14 protein-coding genes and 1 tRNA gene are annotated in these 14,728 nt (G+C 63.3%); 6 read left to right on the plus strand and 9 right to left on the minus strand.

All coding sequences use genetic code 11. The annotated features are described in order from the left end of the window. Positions 1-4: 4 nt before the first annotated feature. Positions 5-796, minus strand: coding sequence for a ComF family protein (locus MNR02_RS01715; protein ID WP_241947866.1), 792 nt, complete (start codon positions 794-796; stop codon positions 5-7). A 61-nt stretch (positions 797-857) separates the two neighbouring features. Here MNR02_RS01715 and MNR02_RS01720 point away from each other — a divergent pair, with 61 nt between their 5' ends. Beyond that, on the plus strand, positions 858-1,727 hold the full coding sequence (locus MNR02_RS01720) for a methyltransferase domain-containing protein (RefSeq protein WP_241947867.1): 870 nt from the start codon (positions 858-860) through the stop codon (positions 1,725-1,727). Between the two features lie 2 nt (positions 1,728-1,729). Here MNR02_RS01720 and MNR02_RS01725 read toward each other — a convergent pair whose 3' ends face one another. The 6 genes from MNR02_RS01725 to MNR02_RS01750 form a co-directional block, all read right to left on the minus strand. After that, complete coding sequence (locus MNR02_RS01725) at positions 1,730-1,903, minus strand: Flp family type IVb pilin (protein WP_241948799.1); 174 nt, start codon at positions 1,901-1,903, stop codon at positions 1,730-1,732. A gap of 39 nt (positions 1,904-1,942) precedes the next feature. Continuing rightward, the gene (locus tag MNR02_RS01730) at positions 1,943-2,260 is read right to left on the minus strand and encodes a hypothetical protein (protein WP_241601106.1); all 318 of its coding nucleotides are present in this window, start codon (positions 2,258-2,260) and stop codon (positions 1,943-1,945) included. A 107-nt stretch (positions 2,261-2,367) separates the two neighbouring features. Then, complete coding sequence (locus tag MNR02_RS01735; protein ID WP_241947868.1) at positions 2,368-2,790, minus strand: (deoxy)nucleoside triphosphate pyrophosphohydrolase; 423 nt, start codon at positions 2,788-2,790, stop codon at positions 2,368-2,370. After that, positions 2,787-3,545, minus strand: a complete 759-nt coding sequence (locus tag MNR02_RS01740; RefSeq protein ID WP_241948800.1) for an N-acetyltransferase — start codon at positions 3,543-3,545, stop codon at positions 2,787-2,789. Before MNR02_RS01740 ends, MNR02_RS01735 begins: the two co-directional genes overlap by 4 nt. Positions 3,546-3,642: 97 nt before the next feature. Next, complete coding sequence (gene argJ, locus MNR02_RS01745) at positions 3,643-4,881, minus strand: bifunctional glutamate N-acetyltransferase/amino-acid acetyltransferase ArgJ (RefSeq protein WP_241947869.1); 1,239 nt, start codon at positions 4,879-4,881, stop codon at positions 3,643-3,645. Positions 4,882-4,937: 56 nt separating this feature from the next. Next, entirely contained in the window at positions 4,938-5,837 is a 900-nt protein-coding gene (locus MNR02_RS01750; protein WP_241947870.1) for a peptidylprolyl isomerase, read from the minus strand. 239 nt (positions 5,838-6,076) lie between these two features. Between MNR02_RS01750 and secA the strand changes: the two genes are divergently transcribed. From secA to MNR02_RS01765, 3 genes are all read left to right on the plus strand, one after another. Further along, entirely contained in the window at positions 6,077-8,797 is a 2,721-nt protein-coding gene (gene secA, locus MNR02_RS01755) for a preprotein translocase subunit SecA (RefSeq protein ID WP_241601110.1), read from the plus strand. 149 nt (positions 8,798-8,946) lie between these two features. After that, positions 8,947-10,362 carry an oligosaccharide flippase family protein gene (locus tag MNR02_RS01760; RefSeq protein ID WP_241948801.1) on the plus strand — a complete coding sequence of 472 codons (1,416 nt, stop codon included), beginning with the start codon at positions 8,947-8,949 and terminating at the stop codon, positions 10,360-10,362. After that, complete coding sequence (locus MNR02_RS01765) at positions 10,352-11,623, plus strand: GNAT family N-acetyltransferase (RefSeq protein ID WP_241947871.1); 1,272 nt, start codon at positions 10,352-10,354, stop codon at positions 11,621-11,623. Before MNR02_RS01760 ends, MNR02_RS01765 begins: the two co-directional genes overlap by 11 nt. A gap of 1 nt (position 11,624) precedes the next feature. On the opposite strand, the gene MNR02_RS01770 is transcribed toward MNR02_RS01765, so the two are convergent. Continuing rightward, positions 11,625-13,268: an AMP-binding protein gene (locus tag MNR02_RS01770; RefSeq protein WP_241947872.1), complete on the minus strand. Its 1,644-nt coding sequence runs from the start codon at positions 13,266-13,268 to the stop codon at positions 11,625-11,627. A gap of 76 nt (positions 13,269-13,344) precedes the next feature. Beyond that, on the minus strand, positions 13,345-13,608 hold the full coding sequence (locus tag MNR02_RS01775) for a BON domain-containing protein (protein ID WP_241601113.1): 264 nt from the start codon (positions 13,606-13,608) through the stop codon (positions 13,345-13,347). A gap of 324 nt (positions 13,609-13,932) precedes the next feature. Here MNR02_RS01775 and MNR02_RS01780 point away from each other — a divergent pair. Together MNR02_RS01780 and MNR02_RS01785 are read left to right on the plus strand one after the other, a co-directional pair. Then, a tRNA-Leu gene (locus tag MNR02_RS01780) sits at positions 13,933-14,017 on the plus strand. 192 nt (positions 14,018-14,209) lie between these two features. Beyond that, complete coding sequence (locus MNR02_RS01785; protein ID WP_241601114.1) at positions 14,210-14,719, plus strand: disulfide bond formation protein B; 510 nt, start codon at positions 14,210-14,212, stop codon at positions 14,717-14,719. The last annotated feature ends 9 nt before the right edge of the window (positions 14,720-14,728 follow it).

Genomic DNA, 14,728 nt, shown 5'->3' on the forward strand with positions numbered 1-14,728 from the left:
TGCTTTATATAGGTCCCGGAAGCGCCCTTGCAAAGGTCAAAACCGTGATGTCGGCAACACCCGCGCGCTTGAGGGTGCGCGCGACGGCGGCGATGGTGGCGCCTGTCGTATAGACATCATCGACCAGAACGACACGCTTGCCGAACAGGGCCTCGCGGCCTGCGCTGGTGATCGCGAAGGCGCCACGCACATTCTCCTCGCGGGCACGCGGGTTGAGCCCGATCTGGCGGCGTGTGCGTTTCGTGCGGCGCACCGCATCGATGAGAACGGGCCTGCCGGACAGCGCGCCGAGCGAGCGGGCAAGTTCCGCCGCCTGGTTGAACTTGCGCCAGACCAGCCGCAAGCGGTGCAGCGGCACCGGCACGATAACATCGGCGGCTCCGACCGCGCCGTCGCCGGCGCGCAGCATCCATTGTGCCATCATGGGAGCGAGGTCCGTGCGGTCGCGATATTTCAGCGAATGGACGAGGATGCGGGCGAGGTCGTCATAGAGAGCGACGGAGCGCAGCCGGTCAAAGGGCGGCGGATGGGCGATGGCGTCGGCGCTGAGGATGCCGGGGCCGAGATCGTGGGAAAAGGGTGTGCCGAGCACTTCGCAATAGGGGCGCTCGATCAGCGCGAGCCGCGACCAGCAATGCGCGCAAAGCCCCGCACCCGTGCCCAGCAGCAGGCCGCATCCGGCGCAGGCGGGCGGGTAGACGATATCGAGGGCCGCGCCCGCAAAGGCCTTCATCCGGCGGACGAGGGCCTGCCGGAGCGGGATTGCCGGCAATGCCTCGGCCTCTATTTCGCCCATGCGGTTGACAATAGTCGCACTTGCCGGCCAAAGCGAAGGAATTCCGAACAGGATTACCGCAATGGAAACGCTCTTCGACCATGCCCTCATCGACACCAACCGGTTGCGCGCGCTTCGCAGCGGCCCGGCGGACTTCCTGCTCGACATCGTCGCGGAGGAGCTTGCCGAGCGGTTGAGCGTGATAGACCGCCGGTTCGAAAAGGCGGTGGAACTGCATGGCCATACCGGAGCCGTGGCGCGGGCGATTGCCGGTACCGGCAAGGTCGATGCCATCGAGCGCGTGGAGAGCGACCGGCGGTTTTCGGCCGCAGGGGAGCCTGTAACCGTTTCTGCGCTCGAAACGGTGCCGCTTGCGCCGCAATCCGTCAATCTCATCGTGTCGCCGCTGGCTCTGCACCTCACGAATGACACGCCCGGCGTTTTCGTACAGATCCGACGGGCGCTGAAGCCGGATGGCCTTTTCCTTGCCGCCATTCCCGGCAGCGGCACGTTGCAGGAACTGCGAGAGGTGTTGCTGGCGGCCGAAAGCGAGATTTCCGGCGGCGCCAGCCCGCGCGTCATTCCATTTCCGGATGTGCGGGATGTCGGGGCCCTGCTCCAGCGCGGCGGCTTTGCCTTGCCGGTGACGGACAAGGAAACCTATACGGTGCGCTACGATTCGCTCTTTCCGCTGATGAAGGATCTGCGCGCCATGGGCATGGCGAACCCGCTGTCCGGCCGCAGCCGGCGGCCGCTGGCACGCGGTGTCCTGCTGCGCGCGGCGGAACTGTATGCCGAACGCTTCTCAGACCCCGACGGCCGGATAAGGGCGACATTTTCGATTATCTACGTCTCTGGCTGGGCACCGCATGAAAGCCAGCAGAAACCGCTGAAGCCGGGATCGGCCACGATGCGGCTCGCGGACGCCCTCAAGCAGGGCGGAGGCAAGTGACCTCACTTGGTGGGGTCGATCTTCTCGCTGAGCATCATGAAAGTGTTCTCGAGCGTGTCGGAGAAGGCGCCCAGGCCGACGAGCATGCCGACGGAGATGAGGGCTGCAAGCAGGCCGTATTCCACAGCGGTCGCGCCATGTTCGGCGGACAGGAACGATTTCAGCAGTCTCGTCATCATTCCTATCCCCGCGCCCCTTGCGCATGAATTTCGCTCTCAGCAGCCGCCGCTGGCACCCGAGCCGTTGACGATGCAGACGGCGCCGGGCATTTCCTGAAGCACGCTGCGGCGCACTGTGTAGCGCTTGGCTCCGTCCGTCGGGATGGAGCCCGTCGAGATCATGTCGAATTCATCGGGGACATTCGCCATCATGCGCTTGTCCGATTTGGCTGACAGCACGGGCGTCAGCACGAGCGCCAGCGCAATTACGGCTGTCCCGAAAAGCAGAGCCAGATTCAACGCGCCAGTCCGGGTATCGCCGGCCGGCGTGAAATCTTTCTCCTGAACGGTTTTCCAGAAGTCTTCGTCACGCATCACAGGATCTCGCAGGCATTGCAACGTTCACGGCATTATTTGAACGAGGCTGCTAAACGATTGCTTAACGGAGACTAAAAATTCGCACTTAAATTCTAATGAACGGCTCAGAGCAGGTCCATCAGGAAGGGAATGAGGGGCTCGTCGGCGGGGGGCATGGGGTAATCGCGTAGCGCTTTCGGCCGCACCCACTTGATGGCCTGTCCCTCGCGTCCATGCGCCGTGCCTTCAAAGCGGCGGCAGATGTAAAGCGGCATCAGGAGGTGAAAATCGTCGTAGGTGTGGCTCGCAAAGGTGAGCGGCGCGAGGCACGCCACCTTTGTGCGAATGCCGAGTTCCTCGTCGAGCTCTCGGATCAGCGTCTCCTCGGGCGTCTCGACCGGCTCGACCTTGCCGCCGGGAAACTCCCAAAGGCCGGCCAGCGACTTGCCCTCGGGGCGCTGGGCCAGAAGCACGCGCCCGTCCGCGTCGACGAGCGCGCAGGCGGCTACCAGCAGGATACGGCGGGGCTGTGCGATCGTTTCGGTCATGAGCTCGCCGGTTCCCGATAGCTGTATTCATAAACGTCCTGGAAGCCCGCACGGCGATAGAGCGCGAGCGCGGCGGTGTTGTCGGCCTCCACCTGCACCCAGGCATGACGCGCGCCCTTGAGCTTCGCCCAGCGCAGGCTTGCATGAAGGATCCCGGTGCCGAGGCCCTGGCCGCGCCGTTCCTCGGCGACACCGAGTTGCAGGATGCCGACGAGGTCGTTGTCCTGTACCGCGATGGTCACCGCGGTCGGGCCGAAGCCCGGTTCCTCGAAGATGAAGAGGCCGGCCTCGGGCTTGATGGCGTTGATGATCTCGGTCAGGCCGGGCTTCAAGGCCGGGTCGTCGCCGGACACGCGCAGCCGCGCATCGACGAAACGGCCGACATCACGGCTCGGAAGATGATCGAGGCCTTCGTCACGGGGCAGCGTGGCCAGATCGGCCATCATGACGACAGTGCGACCCATATCCATCCAGCCGGCATCATCCATGAACGCAATCAGTTGCGGCGGCGTGAGCGGCGTCTGACGCACGAGCAGCGGACGGCCGTAGTCGGCAAAGCGTTTCGCCGCCTTTTCCAGTCGAATGGCAATATCGCGATAGTCGGACGGATCGAGCGGATTGACCGAGTTCAGCCGCCGCGAAGGGTGGCCGGCGGTCAGCCGGCACAGCCAGCTCCCGTCATACAGCACGGTGGCCGCGGGCCAGGCACGGAAGCCGACGGCTTCCAGCCGCCTGACTTTTGCAAGATCGATCATCTTGGTCTTCTGTCCCGAAAGGGTCACGCTGTCCGGGCCTCTAGTCTGGCGCAACCCCACGAACATGGTGCGGCTGCGCATATTTCCTGAAAATGGCTTAGCTGCGATAATCGCCGTTGATCTCGACATATTCCTTGGTGAGGTCGCAGGTCCACACCGTCGCGCGGCCGTTGCCGAGGCCGATCTCGACGCGAACAGGGATATCCTGACGCTGCATGATCGCGCTCGTCGCTTCCTCGGAATAGTCAGGGTCGCGTTCGCCGTCGACGGCGACGCGAATATCGCCGAACCAGATGGCAAGGCGATCGCGATCGGCCAGCTCGCCGGATTTGCCCACGGCCATGACGATGCGGCCCCAGTTGGCGTCTTCGCCGGCCACGGCGGTCTTGACCAGAGGTGAATTGGCGATCGAAAGCGCGATCCGCTTGGCGGCATCGTCGCTTTCCGCACCTTCGACGGTGATCTCCACCATCTTGCGCGCACCTTCGCCGTCACGCACGACCTGGAGGGCGAGATCGCGCAACAGATCGTTGAGAGCGGCACGGAAGCCATCGAGCGTGGCGTCGTCCGCCGTCACGGCCTTCTGGCCGTCGGCTGCCGCAGCCCCCGTCGCAAACAGCAGAAGCGTGTCCGAGGTCGATGTGTCGCTGTCCACGGTGATGGCGTTGAATGTTTTGCCGACGCCGGCCGAGAGCAGCGATTGCAGCACGGCAGCGGGGAGATCAGCGTCCGTCACGACGAAGGACAGCATGGTTGCCATGTCGGGCGCGATCATGCCGGCGCCCTTGGCAATGCCATTGATACGCACGGTGACGCCGCCGAGTTCGGCGGTGCGGGTGGCGACCTTCGGATAGGTATCCGTGGTCATGATCGCCTTGGCGGCCTCCAGCCAGAAGTCGCCCGTGCCCGCGGTGGCGAGGCCGTCGAGGACGCCGGAGAATTTCGTGGCATCAAGCGGTTCGCCAATCACGCCCGTCGAGGCGAGGAAGACTTCGCTTTCCTTGCAGCCGATGGCCTTTGCCGCGGCTTCGGCGGTGAGTTTCGTCGATTCGCGGCCCTTGCGGCCGGTGAAGGCATTGGCATTGCCGGAATTGACGACAACGGCGCGCGCGACGCCGCCGGGCAGGTTGTCGCGGCAGAAATCGACGGGCGCCGAAGGGCATTTCGAGCGGGTGAAGACGCCCGCGACCGCCGCGGGGCGATCGAAGACCATCATCAGCACGTCCGTCCGGTTCCTGTACTTGATCCCTGCGGCGGCGGTCGCCATGCGCACACCGCGCACCGGCGGCATTTCAGCATAGGTTTTCGGGGCAAGCGGAGAGATCGAACCGGACATTCTTTTTTTCCTGCGGTGGGAAGAGGCCCGGCGGGATCCACCGGGCCATTGTGTTCTTACTGCTGGCCTTCGGCAGCCGGAGCGGCGTCTTCGCCACCTTCGGCTTCCTGCTTGTTGACAGCGTCATAGGCCGTCTTCAATGCCGGGTCCTGGATATCGACGGGCGCTGCCGTCTTGGCTTTTTCCAGCAGTTCGAGATACTTGTCGCGCATGACGAGCTGACGAACCTGCGGCTCGACCTGGTCGAGCGCCGGGGGCTGCTGCTTGCGCTTATCCTCGACCTTGATGACGTGGTAGCCGAACTGGGTCTTCACCGGCACCTTGGAATAGGCGCCCTTTTCGAGGGCGAACGCGGCTTCTTCGAATTCCGGAACCATGCGGCCCTTGCTGAAATAGCCGAGGTCGCCGCCTTCCGACTTGTTCGGGTCGGTGGACTTTTCCTTGGCGATTTCGACAAAATCCTTGCCGGCATCGAGATCCTTGATGATGGCCTTGGCCTCATCCTCGGTCTTGACCAGGATGTGACGGGCATGAATCTCGTCTTCCGGCTTGATGGCGGCGATTTCTTTGTCGTAGCGCGCCTTCACCTCTTCCGGGGTAACGGCGTCGACGACGTGCTTCTTGAAATAGGCGTTGTGCAGTTCGCGGTCCGTGAGGAAGGCAAGGCGCTGCTTGAAGTCGGCGCTATCGCGCAGGCCTTCCTTGTCGGCGTCGGCTGCCAGCAGCTTGACGTCGATGATGGAGGAAAGCGCAGCCACGCGCTTCTGCTCTTCCGGCAGGTTGGCAAGCTGCGGGTCGAGGCCGGCCATTGCGAGCTTGAGTTCAGATTCATGGATCTCCACGGCGCCGACCTTGGCGACGACCGGATCGGCGCCGGCGTCCTGCGCACGGACACCCGTGCTGGCGGCGGCGATCGCGATCAGGGCGACCGCTGCGAGCTTGCTGTACTTGAACATACGAAAAAAGACCTTTCACATCCTCGCCGGAATCGGGTCGATATCCGGTGCCAGACCGCTCAACACCACCAGAATGTGGCAGTTGTGCAACCGCCTGAGCCGTTGACATCATTCGACCCCCCTCTTATCTGTCACGCAATCCCGCGTCCAGAACAGTTTCCGGGCGTTTCACGGGTTTGCGCGCAATTATCGTGCGACCTGTCACGCGCCGGGGCGCCCATAAAGAAAGGACCATCCTGATGGTCAGCCTTGGCGGCCTAGCCCGCAAGTTGTTCGGTTCCTCGAACGATCGCCGCGTTCGCTCCTATAATAATCGCGTTGATGCCATCAATGCGCTCGAAGCTGAGACGAAAGCGCTCTCCGACGACGCGCTGAGGGCAAAAACCGTGGAATTCCGCGAGCAGCTCGCTGCGGGCAAGACGCTGGACGATATTCTCGTGCCGGCGTTTGCGGTCGCGCGGGAAGCGGCCTTCCGCGTTCTCGGCCTGCGTCCCTTCGATGTTCAGCTCATCGGCGGCATGATCCTTCACGAGAAGTCGATCGCCGAAATGAAGACCGGTGAAGGCAAGACGCTCGTCGCGACGCTTCCCGTCTATCTCAATGCGCTGGCCGGCAAGGGCGTGCATGTCGTGACGGTCAACGACTACCTCGCCACCCGCGACAGCGCCCAGATGGGCAAGATCTACGGCTTTCTCGGGCTGACCACCGGCGTCATCGTTCATGGGATCGATGACGACCAGCGCCGCGCGGCCTATGCCTGCGACATCACCTACGCGACGAACAACGAACTCGGCTTCGACTATCTGCGCGACAACATGAAGTACGAGCGCGGCCAGATGGTACAGCGCGGTCACTTCTTTGCCATTGTCGACGAAGTGGACTCGATCCTCGTCGACGAGGCGCGCACGCCGCTGATCATCTCCGGCCCGCTCGACGACCGTTCCGATCTCTACACCACCATTGATGCCTACATCCCGCTGCTCGATGAAGGGGATTACGAGATCGACGAGAAGCAGCGCTCCGCCAACTTCTCGGAAGTCGGCACGGAGAAGCTGGAGAACCTGCTGCGCCAGGCGGGCCTTCTCAAAGGCGAATCGCTCTACGATGTCGAGAACGTCGCGATCGTTCACCACATCAACAACGCGCTGAAGGCCCACAAGCTCTTCACCCGCGACAAGGACTACATCGTCCGCAACGACGAGATCGTCATCATCGACGAATTCACCGGCCGCATGATGCCGGGCCGCCGTTATTCGGAAGGCCAGCACCAGGCGCTGGAAGCCAAGGAAAAGGTCACGATCCAGCCGGAAAACCAGACGCTGGCCTCGATCACCTTCCAGAACTACTTCCGCATGTATTCCAAGCTCGGCGGCATGACGGGTACGGCGTCCACGGAAGCCGAGGAATTCGGCAACATCTACGGCCTTGAGGTCGTGGAAGTCCCGACGAACCTGCCGATCCAGCGTATCGACGAGGACGACGAGGTCTATCGGACGGCGGAAGAGAAGTACTCGGCTATCATCGAAGAGATCAAGGCGGCCCGCGCCAAGGGTCAGCCGATCCTTGTCGGCACGACCTCGATCGAAAAATCCGAGCTTCTGGCCGAACTCCTGAAGAAATCCGGTTTCAAGGACTTCCAGGTCCTGAACGCCCGTTACCATGAGCAGGAAGCCTATATCGTTTCCCAGGCCGGCGTGCCCGGCGCGGTCACGATCGCCACCAACATGGCCGGTCGCGGTACCGATATCCAGCTCGGCGGCAACTTGGAAATGCGTCTCGAGCGCGAACTGGCCGACATGGAGCCGGGCCCGGAGCTTGATGCCAAGCGAAGCGCCGTCATTGCCGAGGTGAAGAAGCTGAAGGAAGAGGCGCTGGCTGCCGGCGGCCTCTATGTTCTCGCCACGGAGCGCCACGAAAGCCGCCGTATCGACAACCAGCTGCGCGGCCGTTCGGGCCGTCAGGGCGACCCGGGACGATCGAAGTTCTTCCTGTCGCTGCAGGACGACCTGATGCGCATCTTTGGGTCCGACCGCATGGATTCTATGCTGCAGAAGCTGGGTCTCAAGGAAGGCGAGGCGATCGTCCATCCCTGGATCAACAAGGCGCTGGAGCGCGCTCAGAAGAAGGTCGAGGCGCGGAACTTCGACGTCCGTAAGAACCTTCTCAAGTATGACGACGTGCTCAACGACCAGCGCAAGGTCATCTTCGAGCAGCGCATCGAGCTCATGGACAGCGAAAACCTGTCCGAGATCGTGAACGACATGCGCCATGAGGTGGTCGAGAACCTCGTCCAGCTCAACATTCCGGAAAACGCCTATGCCGAGCAATGGAATGTCGAGGGCCTAAAGGCGGGCGTTCTCGAACAGCTCAATCTCGATCTGCCCATCGAGGCCTGGGCGGCCGAGGAAGGCATCGATGAGAAGGACATTCTCGAGCGTCTGCGCAAGGCTGCCGACGATGCCGCCGCCGACCGCGCCGAGCGTTTCGGCCCGGAGATCATGACCTATGTCGAGCGCTCGGTGCTGCTCCAGACGCTGGATCACCTGTGGCGCGAGCATATCGTCAATCTCGACCATCTGCGTTCCGTCATCGGCTTCCGCGGCTATGCCCAGCGTGATCCGCTGCAGGAATACAAGGCGGAAGCCTTCGAGCTCTTCCAGGCGCTCCTGGCCAACCTGCGTCAGACGGTAACGGCACAGCTGATGCGCGTCGAACTGGTGCGTCAGGCCGCCGATGCTCCGGCACCGGTGCCGCCGGCGATGGAGGGCCATCACATCGACGGCACCACCGGCGAGGACGAGTTCAATGTCGGTGAGGCGACGGGCTTCATGGCCGTTGCCGCGGAGGATCGCAATCCCGACGATCCGTCTACCTGGGGTCGTGTCGGCAGAAACGAGCTGTGCCCCTGCGGCTCCGGCAAGAAGTACAAGCACTGCCATGGTGCCTTCGAGCAGGCCTGATCGCTGAAATCCTTCGAAAATGCCGCCTTCGGGCGGCATTTTCTTTTGTGCACTGTTAAGGCCTCCGCAGTGCCGGCCAACCGTTTGTTAACCCTGACCTGACAAGACTGGCGTGTTGAGTTCTGCGTAGCGTTCGGGTTCCTGTGTTGATAGCGGTCATTCAGTCGGCAGAGAAATTGCTGCCATCGGGTCTGCGCGGCAGGGTGGTACCTTTGCTGCGCGTACTGGCCAGCGACGATCCGCGCACGCTCGCCCAGCGCATGGCGCTCGCCGCCTTTGCCATCCGTGTCGCCAGCGCGGCAATCGCCTTTCTCACGCAGATCGTTCTTGCCCGCACGATGGGCGAATTCGAATACGGCATCTTCGTCTTCGTCTGGGCGCTGGTGGTCATCATCGGCGATATGTCCTGCCTCGGCTTCCACACGACCGTGGTGCGCTTCCTGCCCGGCTATGCTGGCCGCAATGCGCATGCGGAAATCCGTGGCCTCACGTCGACCGCGCGCACCTTCGCCATGCTGTCCTCGAGTGCGATCGCAGCTGTCGGGCTGCTGCTGCTCTGGCTGCTGCGCGACAGCGTTACGGGCTACTATGTCGTGCCGCTCTTCATCGGGTTCTTCTGCATGCCGATGATCGCGCTGGGCGATGTGCTCGAAAGCACCGCTCGGGCGCATAGCTGGGCAGTAGTGGCGCTGAGCCCGACCTACATCGCGCGGCCGCTGCTCATTCTCGTCTTCATGGTGCTGGCCGTGACGCTCGGGGCCCCGCATACCGCACTGACGGCAATGGTCGCCGCGCTGGCTGCCACATATCTCACGACCGTCGTGCAGTTCTTCAACATCGTCCACCGGCTCGGCAAACGTTATGTCGCGGGGCCGCACAAGACGGAGTTTTCGCTGTGGCTCAAGGCGGCGTTGCCGATCTTCCTCATCGAGGGTTTCGGCTTCCTGCTCACCAATTCCGATGTCATCGTGGTCGGCCTGTTTCTCGACCCGGAAAGCGTCGCGGTCTATTTCGCGGCCGCCAAGACGATGGCGCTGGTGCATTTCGTGTTTTTTTCGGTGAAGGCGGCCGCGGCGCCGCGCTTCTCCGCGCTCTTTTCTTCCGGCGACCGTGTGGCGCTTGCGAACTTTGCCGGCGAGACGGTCCGCTGGAGCTTCTGGCCGTCGCTGGGCGTGGGGCTCACCGTTCTCGCGTTTGGCCATCTTCTGCTGTCGCTGTTCGGCCCAGCCTTTACGGCGGGGTGGAGCCTGATGTTCATTCTGTTTTCCGGCATTATGGCCAAGGCGCTGGTCGGGCCGGGAGAGGTGCTGCTCACCATGTCCGGCGAGCAGAAGCTCTGCGTCATCGTCTATGCCACGGCGCTTGCAGCGAATATTACCTTCAACGTCACCCTCATACCGCTCTTCGGCATAACCGGGGCCGCTGTGGCCACGGCCGGTGCCATGATGGTGGAAGCGCTGCTTCTGCATATCGCCGTGCGGGGCAAACTCTCGATCATTCTCTTCGCCTTCGCCAATCCGGTGAAGGCAAGCCTTGTCAACGGGATGGACAACCATGACCGATAGCCACGGCTTCGACCATGCAATCGCGGGAGGACGCGCGCAGGCAGCCATCCCGCCGGCACCGCCGCTGGCCCATCCGCCGGCAGATTTGCGCATTGCCGTCGGCCGCGCCGGGCGCTCGCTCGCGCTCTATCCGGCGGCAGCCGGCTATGAGCTTCAGCAGGAGCTCGATTTCCTGTCGAACCGCGTGATGGAGCCGAATGTCTTCTTCTCCGGGCGCTTTCTGGCGCCCGCCATGCCGCGGCTGGAAGATCGTACCGTCCGCCTCGCCATTATCAGGGACGAAAGCGCGGAGCGCAGCCGCATCCGCCTGCTCATGCCGTTTTCCGTCGAGAAGCCCGGCTTTTCCATCGGCTCCAGCATCCTGCGTGCCTGGTCCAATCCGTTCGGCCCGATCGGCACGCCGCTCGTCGATGCGGAAGATGCGGCCGAGACGCTAGACAACTTCCTGGAGGCGCTCGGCGGCTCCGGCGTGGCGCTGCCATCGGTGCTCGTCCTGCCGGACCTGCGGCTCACCGGCCCCTTCGCGCAGCTGATGCGCGCCGTCGCGATTGGCCGCAACCTGCCGGTGACCGTGACCGACACCTATCGGCGCCCGATGCTGGAAAGCCTGCTGGACGGGCAGACCTACCTTCAGAAAGCAATCTCCCCGGAGCATTTCCGCGAGCTGCGGCGACAGTGGCGCAAGCTCGATCGGCTCGGCGCGCTCAGCTACAATGTCGCCCGCCAGCCTGCGGATATCCGCGTGCGCATGGAGGAGTTCCTCCTTCTCGAAGCCTCTGGCTGGAAGGGCCGCAGCCGCACGGCGATGATCAACGACCGCTATCGCGCTGCCTTCGCCCGCGAGGCTATCACGAATCTCGCCGAGACAGACGGCGTGCGTATCCATACGCTCGATCTCGACGGTCGCGCCATCGCGTCCATGGTCGTCTTCCTGATGGGGGGCGAGGCCTATACGTGGAAGACGGCCTATGACGAGGAGTTCGCGAAATATTCGCCCGGCAAGCTTCTCCTTGCCGAGTTGACCGAATGGCATCTGGACGACGCCAATATCCTGCGCTCGGACTCTTGCGCCGTGCCGGATCATCCCGTGATGAGCCGGTTCTGGGAAGAGCGTGAGGATATGGGCACGCTGGTCGTGGGTCTTCAGCAGAACCGGGACCGGGATGTGCGGCAGGTGGCGACGCAGCTGCACCTCTACCGCAACACCCGCAACGTGGCGCGGCTGCTGCGCGAGAAGATCCGGTCTCTCGCCCGGCGATAGGTTAGGCGGAAAACGGCGCTTCGGCCGCTGCGCGCTTGCGCAAGAGGTGGCGGATCACCTTGCCGGACGTGGTCAGCGGCAGCGCATCGACGAATTCCACCTCGCGCGGATATTCGTGCATCGAGAGGCGGGACTTCACCCAGTCGCGTATGTCGGCGGCGAGCGTTGCGGACGGCGCGTGGTCGGGCCGCAACATGACATAGGCCTTGACGATCTCCGTGCGAACCGGATCGGGCTTGCCGACCGCCGCGGCGAGCTGCACGGCGGGATGACCGGCCAGGCAATCCTCGATTTCGCTTGGCCCGATGCGGTAGCCGGACGAGGTGATGACGTCGTCGTCCCGCCCGAAGAAGGTGACGTAGCCCTCCTCGTCCATGTGCCCGAGGTCGCCGGTCATCATCCAGTCGCCGATGAATTTGTCCGCGGTTGCCCCGGCGTTGTTCCAGTATCCGAGAAACATCACGGGATCGGGGCGCTTGACGGCGACCTGGCCGACGGTGCCGCGCGGCACTTCCGCGCCATTCGCGTCGATGATGGCGATCGTGTGCCCGGGCACGGGCTTGCCGATGGGGCCGGGCCGCGAAACGCCGAGCTTGCCGATGGAGCCAAGCACGATGTTGCACTCGGTCTGGCCGTAGAACTCGTTGATGGTGATGCCGAGCGTGTCGCGCACCCATTCCCAGGTCTCACGGCCGAGCGATTCGCCGGCCGAGCCGATCGTGCGCAGGTTCAGCCTGTATTTCGCACGAGGATTAGCGACCGTCTTCATCAGTCGGAGCGCCGTGGGCGGAATGAAGGCGTTGCGCACGTCCATGTCCTGCATGATGCGATAGGCCATGTCGGGGTCGAATTTCTGGCCTGGCGAGGAGACGACGGGCACGCCGAGCAGCAAGGCCGGTAGCAGAACATTAAGCAGGCCGCCCGCCCAGGCCCAGTCGGCCGGCGTCCAGATACGATCTCCCGGCTGTGGCAGGAACTCGTGATGCATCTGGAAGCCGGGGACATGACCCAGCAGAACGCGATGGCCGTGCAACGCACCCTTCGGCGGGCCCGTCGTGCCCGAGGTGTAGATCATCATCGCGGGATCATCAGGGCCACTGTCGACAGGGTCGAAGGGGCCTGTGTGACGCGACATGAGGTCGTAAAAGGATTTCGCGGTGGGATCGGCGGCGGCGTCCGTCGCGATGACGAGTTGCAGCGATGGTAGCTCCGTGCGGATCGTCTGGAGGCGCTCAAGACCGAAGTTATTTGTGATGATAGCCTTCGCGCCGGCATTCTCCAGACGGAAGAACAGGGCGTCGGCGCCGAAGAGCAGGGCGAGGGGCAGGGCGATGGCGCCGATCTTGTATGCCGCCAAGTGGGCGATGACCGTCTCGAAGCCCTGCGGCAGCAGGATCGCGACGCGGTCGCCCTTCTCGACGCCCTCTGCGCGGAGGGCCGTTGCCAGCGCGTCAGATCTCGCGGCAAGTTCGCCATACGTCAGGGAGAGGGGTGCTGCATCAGGCAGGAAATGATGGAGGCACACACGATCGGGATCGCGTGCAGCCCATGTATTGGAGACGGCGGTGCCGATATTGAAGCGATCAGGGATATCCCAGCGGAAATCCGCGTACAGCGCTTCATAGTCCGGTCTTTCGACAAGCATCCGCCATAGCTCCAGTGTGCTGCTGCATCGCAACTAGCATTCCGGAGCGCGGCCGGGCAATGGCCGCTTTTGCGGGTCAGAGCCAGGAGAGGCGGCTATCGACCTCGCTGACATCCTTGACGGACGCCGCGATCTCTACGGCCCGGGTGCCCTCTTCCGGAGTGCCGACACTGCCGGTCAGTATGATGCGCGTTCCCTTGCAGGTAACGGAGATGTCGGACGCATCGATATCGCCCGCCGTCGAAAGCGCATCCGCGACGGCCGTTTCAAGCCATGCGGGGTGGGGGCCTTCGAAATGTTCGGGCTGTTCGCCCTTGAAGGTGCCTTCCTTGAAAACCATGGTGCTCTCCTTTGCCGTCTGCGCGACAGAACGCCGGACCGACGCATTTGTTCGTCTCGGCCGGCGCATGGGTTCAATACTGTTGGAAGTTTGTGCATGTCGGACATTCGGGTTGAGACCCAAGAGCGTGCACATCGCCCTTGGGTCCCCCTCGCAACCGCATCCGGGGGTGTCTGCAGTTGCGTCCCTTAAACGGGGCTAACGAAAATTCGTTCCCGCTAAAAAAGAAATTTTTACGAGAAAATGGAGCAGCCGGCATCATCGTTCGTGCAACCGGCCTTTCCCGTTGACACCCCATGCCACCTCGCTTTATTGGGGAGGCATGCCCCGCTGGCGGAATTGGTAGACGCGCCGCACTCAAAATGCGGTTCCTCACGGAGTGCTGGTTCGATCCCGGCGCGGGGCACCATTTCCCACCTATGCCCCACATGAATGACGTCTCCAGCAGTTATAACGCATCACATGTTCGTGCGGTGATTTACTTGGTGACGGCAGGTGGTAAATGTCCGCGATACGGGGTGCGGCCCGCGACTGCCGCCGTCATCGCGTTTCCCGCGCCGGTCTGTGGCAGCCCGGGGACCTGTCTTGAACTGGAGCATCCATGTCTTTCCAACGCGTTTCCTCGCCCGTGGTCTCATCCGCGCTGCTCGCCCTCGGCATGGTGGCGACGGTCGGCGGCGCCCTGGGCTTCGAGCATATCGGCGGTTACATTCCCTGCGCGCTCTGCCTGCTGCAGCGCGATCCCTATTATTACGGCATTCCGGTTGCGGTTGCGGCGCTGGCGTCGGCGCTCTTCGGCGGCCCGGCGTGGCTGACGCGGACGCTGCTGGCGATCGCCGGCATCATGATGCTCGTGGGTGCGGGCATGGGCGTCTATCACGCGGGGGTAGAGTGGGGTTTCTGGGAAGGCCCGGCGACTTGCGCGACCACGGCCCAGGGCGTCACCCAGAATGCAGGCGACCTGCTCGCCGATCTCAACAGCAAGCATGGACCGTCGTGCACGGAAGCATCCTTCCGTTTCCTCGGTCTGTCCTTTGCCGGCTGGAACGTGATTGCAAGCCTCATCCTCGCCGCGATCGCCTTCTCCGGCGTGCGGTCGCGCAAGGCATGATCCCCGCAG

It is taken from the genome of Shinella sp. H4-D48 (assembly GCF_022637395.1).
GTDB classification, from domain to species: domain Bacteria; phylum Pseudomonadota; class Alphaproteobacteria; order Rhizobiales; family Rhizobiaceae; genus Shinella; species Shinella sedimenti.

Coding starts and splice junctions, on each gene's coding strand:
- MNR02_RS01715 (WP_241947866.1), bottom strand. CDS start 796: ATGGGCGAAATAGAGGCCGAGGCATTGCCGGCAATCCCGCTCCGGCAG.
- MNR02_RS01720 (WP_241947867.1), top strand. CDS start 858: ATGGAAACGCTCTTCGACCATGCCCTCATCGACACCAACCGGTTGCGC.
- MNR02_RS01725 (WP_241948799.1), bottom strand. CDS start 1,903: ATGACGAGACTGCTGAAATCGTTCCTGTCCGCCGAACATGGCGCGACC.
- MNR02_RS01730 (WP_241601106.1), bottom strand. CDS start 2,260: ATGCGTGACGAAGACTTCTGGAAAACCGTTCAGGAGAAAGATTTCACG.
- MNR02_RS01735 (WP_241947868.1), bottom strand. CDS start 2,790: ATGACCGAAACGATCGCACAGCCCCGCCGTATCCTGCTGGTAGCCGCC.
- MNR02_RS01740 (WP_241948800.1), bottom strand. CDS start 3,545: ATGATCGATCTTGCAAAAGTCAGGCGGCTGGAAGCCGTCGGCTTCCGT.
- argJ (WP_241947869.1), bottom strand. CDS start 4,881: ATGTCCGGTTCGATCTCTCCGCTTGCCCCGAAAACCTATGCTGAAATG.
- MNR02_RS01750 (WP_241947870.1), bottom strand. CDS start 5,837: ATGTTCAAGTACAGCAAGCTCGCAGCGGTCGCCCTGATCGCGATCGCC.
- secA (WP_241601110.1), top strand. CDS start 6,077: ATGGTCAGCCTTGGCGGCCTAGCCCGCAAGTTGTTCGGTTCCTCGAAC.
- MNR02_RS01765 (WP_241947871.1), top strand. CDS start 10,352: ATGACCGATAGCCACGGCTTCGACCATGCAATCGCGGGAGGACGCGCG.
- MNR02_RS01770 (WP_241947872.1), bottom strand. CDS start 13,268: ATGCTTGTCGAAAGACCGGACTATGAAGCGCTGTACGCGGATTTCCGC.
- MNR02_RS01775 (WP_241601113.1), bottom strand. CDS start 13,608: ATGGTTTTCAAGGAAGGCACCTTCAAGGGCGAACAGCCCGAACATTTC.
- MNR02_RS01785 (WP_241601114.1), top strand. CDS start 14,210: ATGTCTTTCCAACGCGTTTCCTCGCCCGTGGTCTCATCCGCGCTGCTC.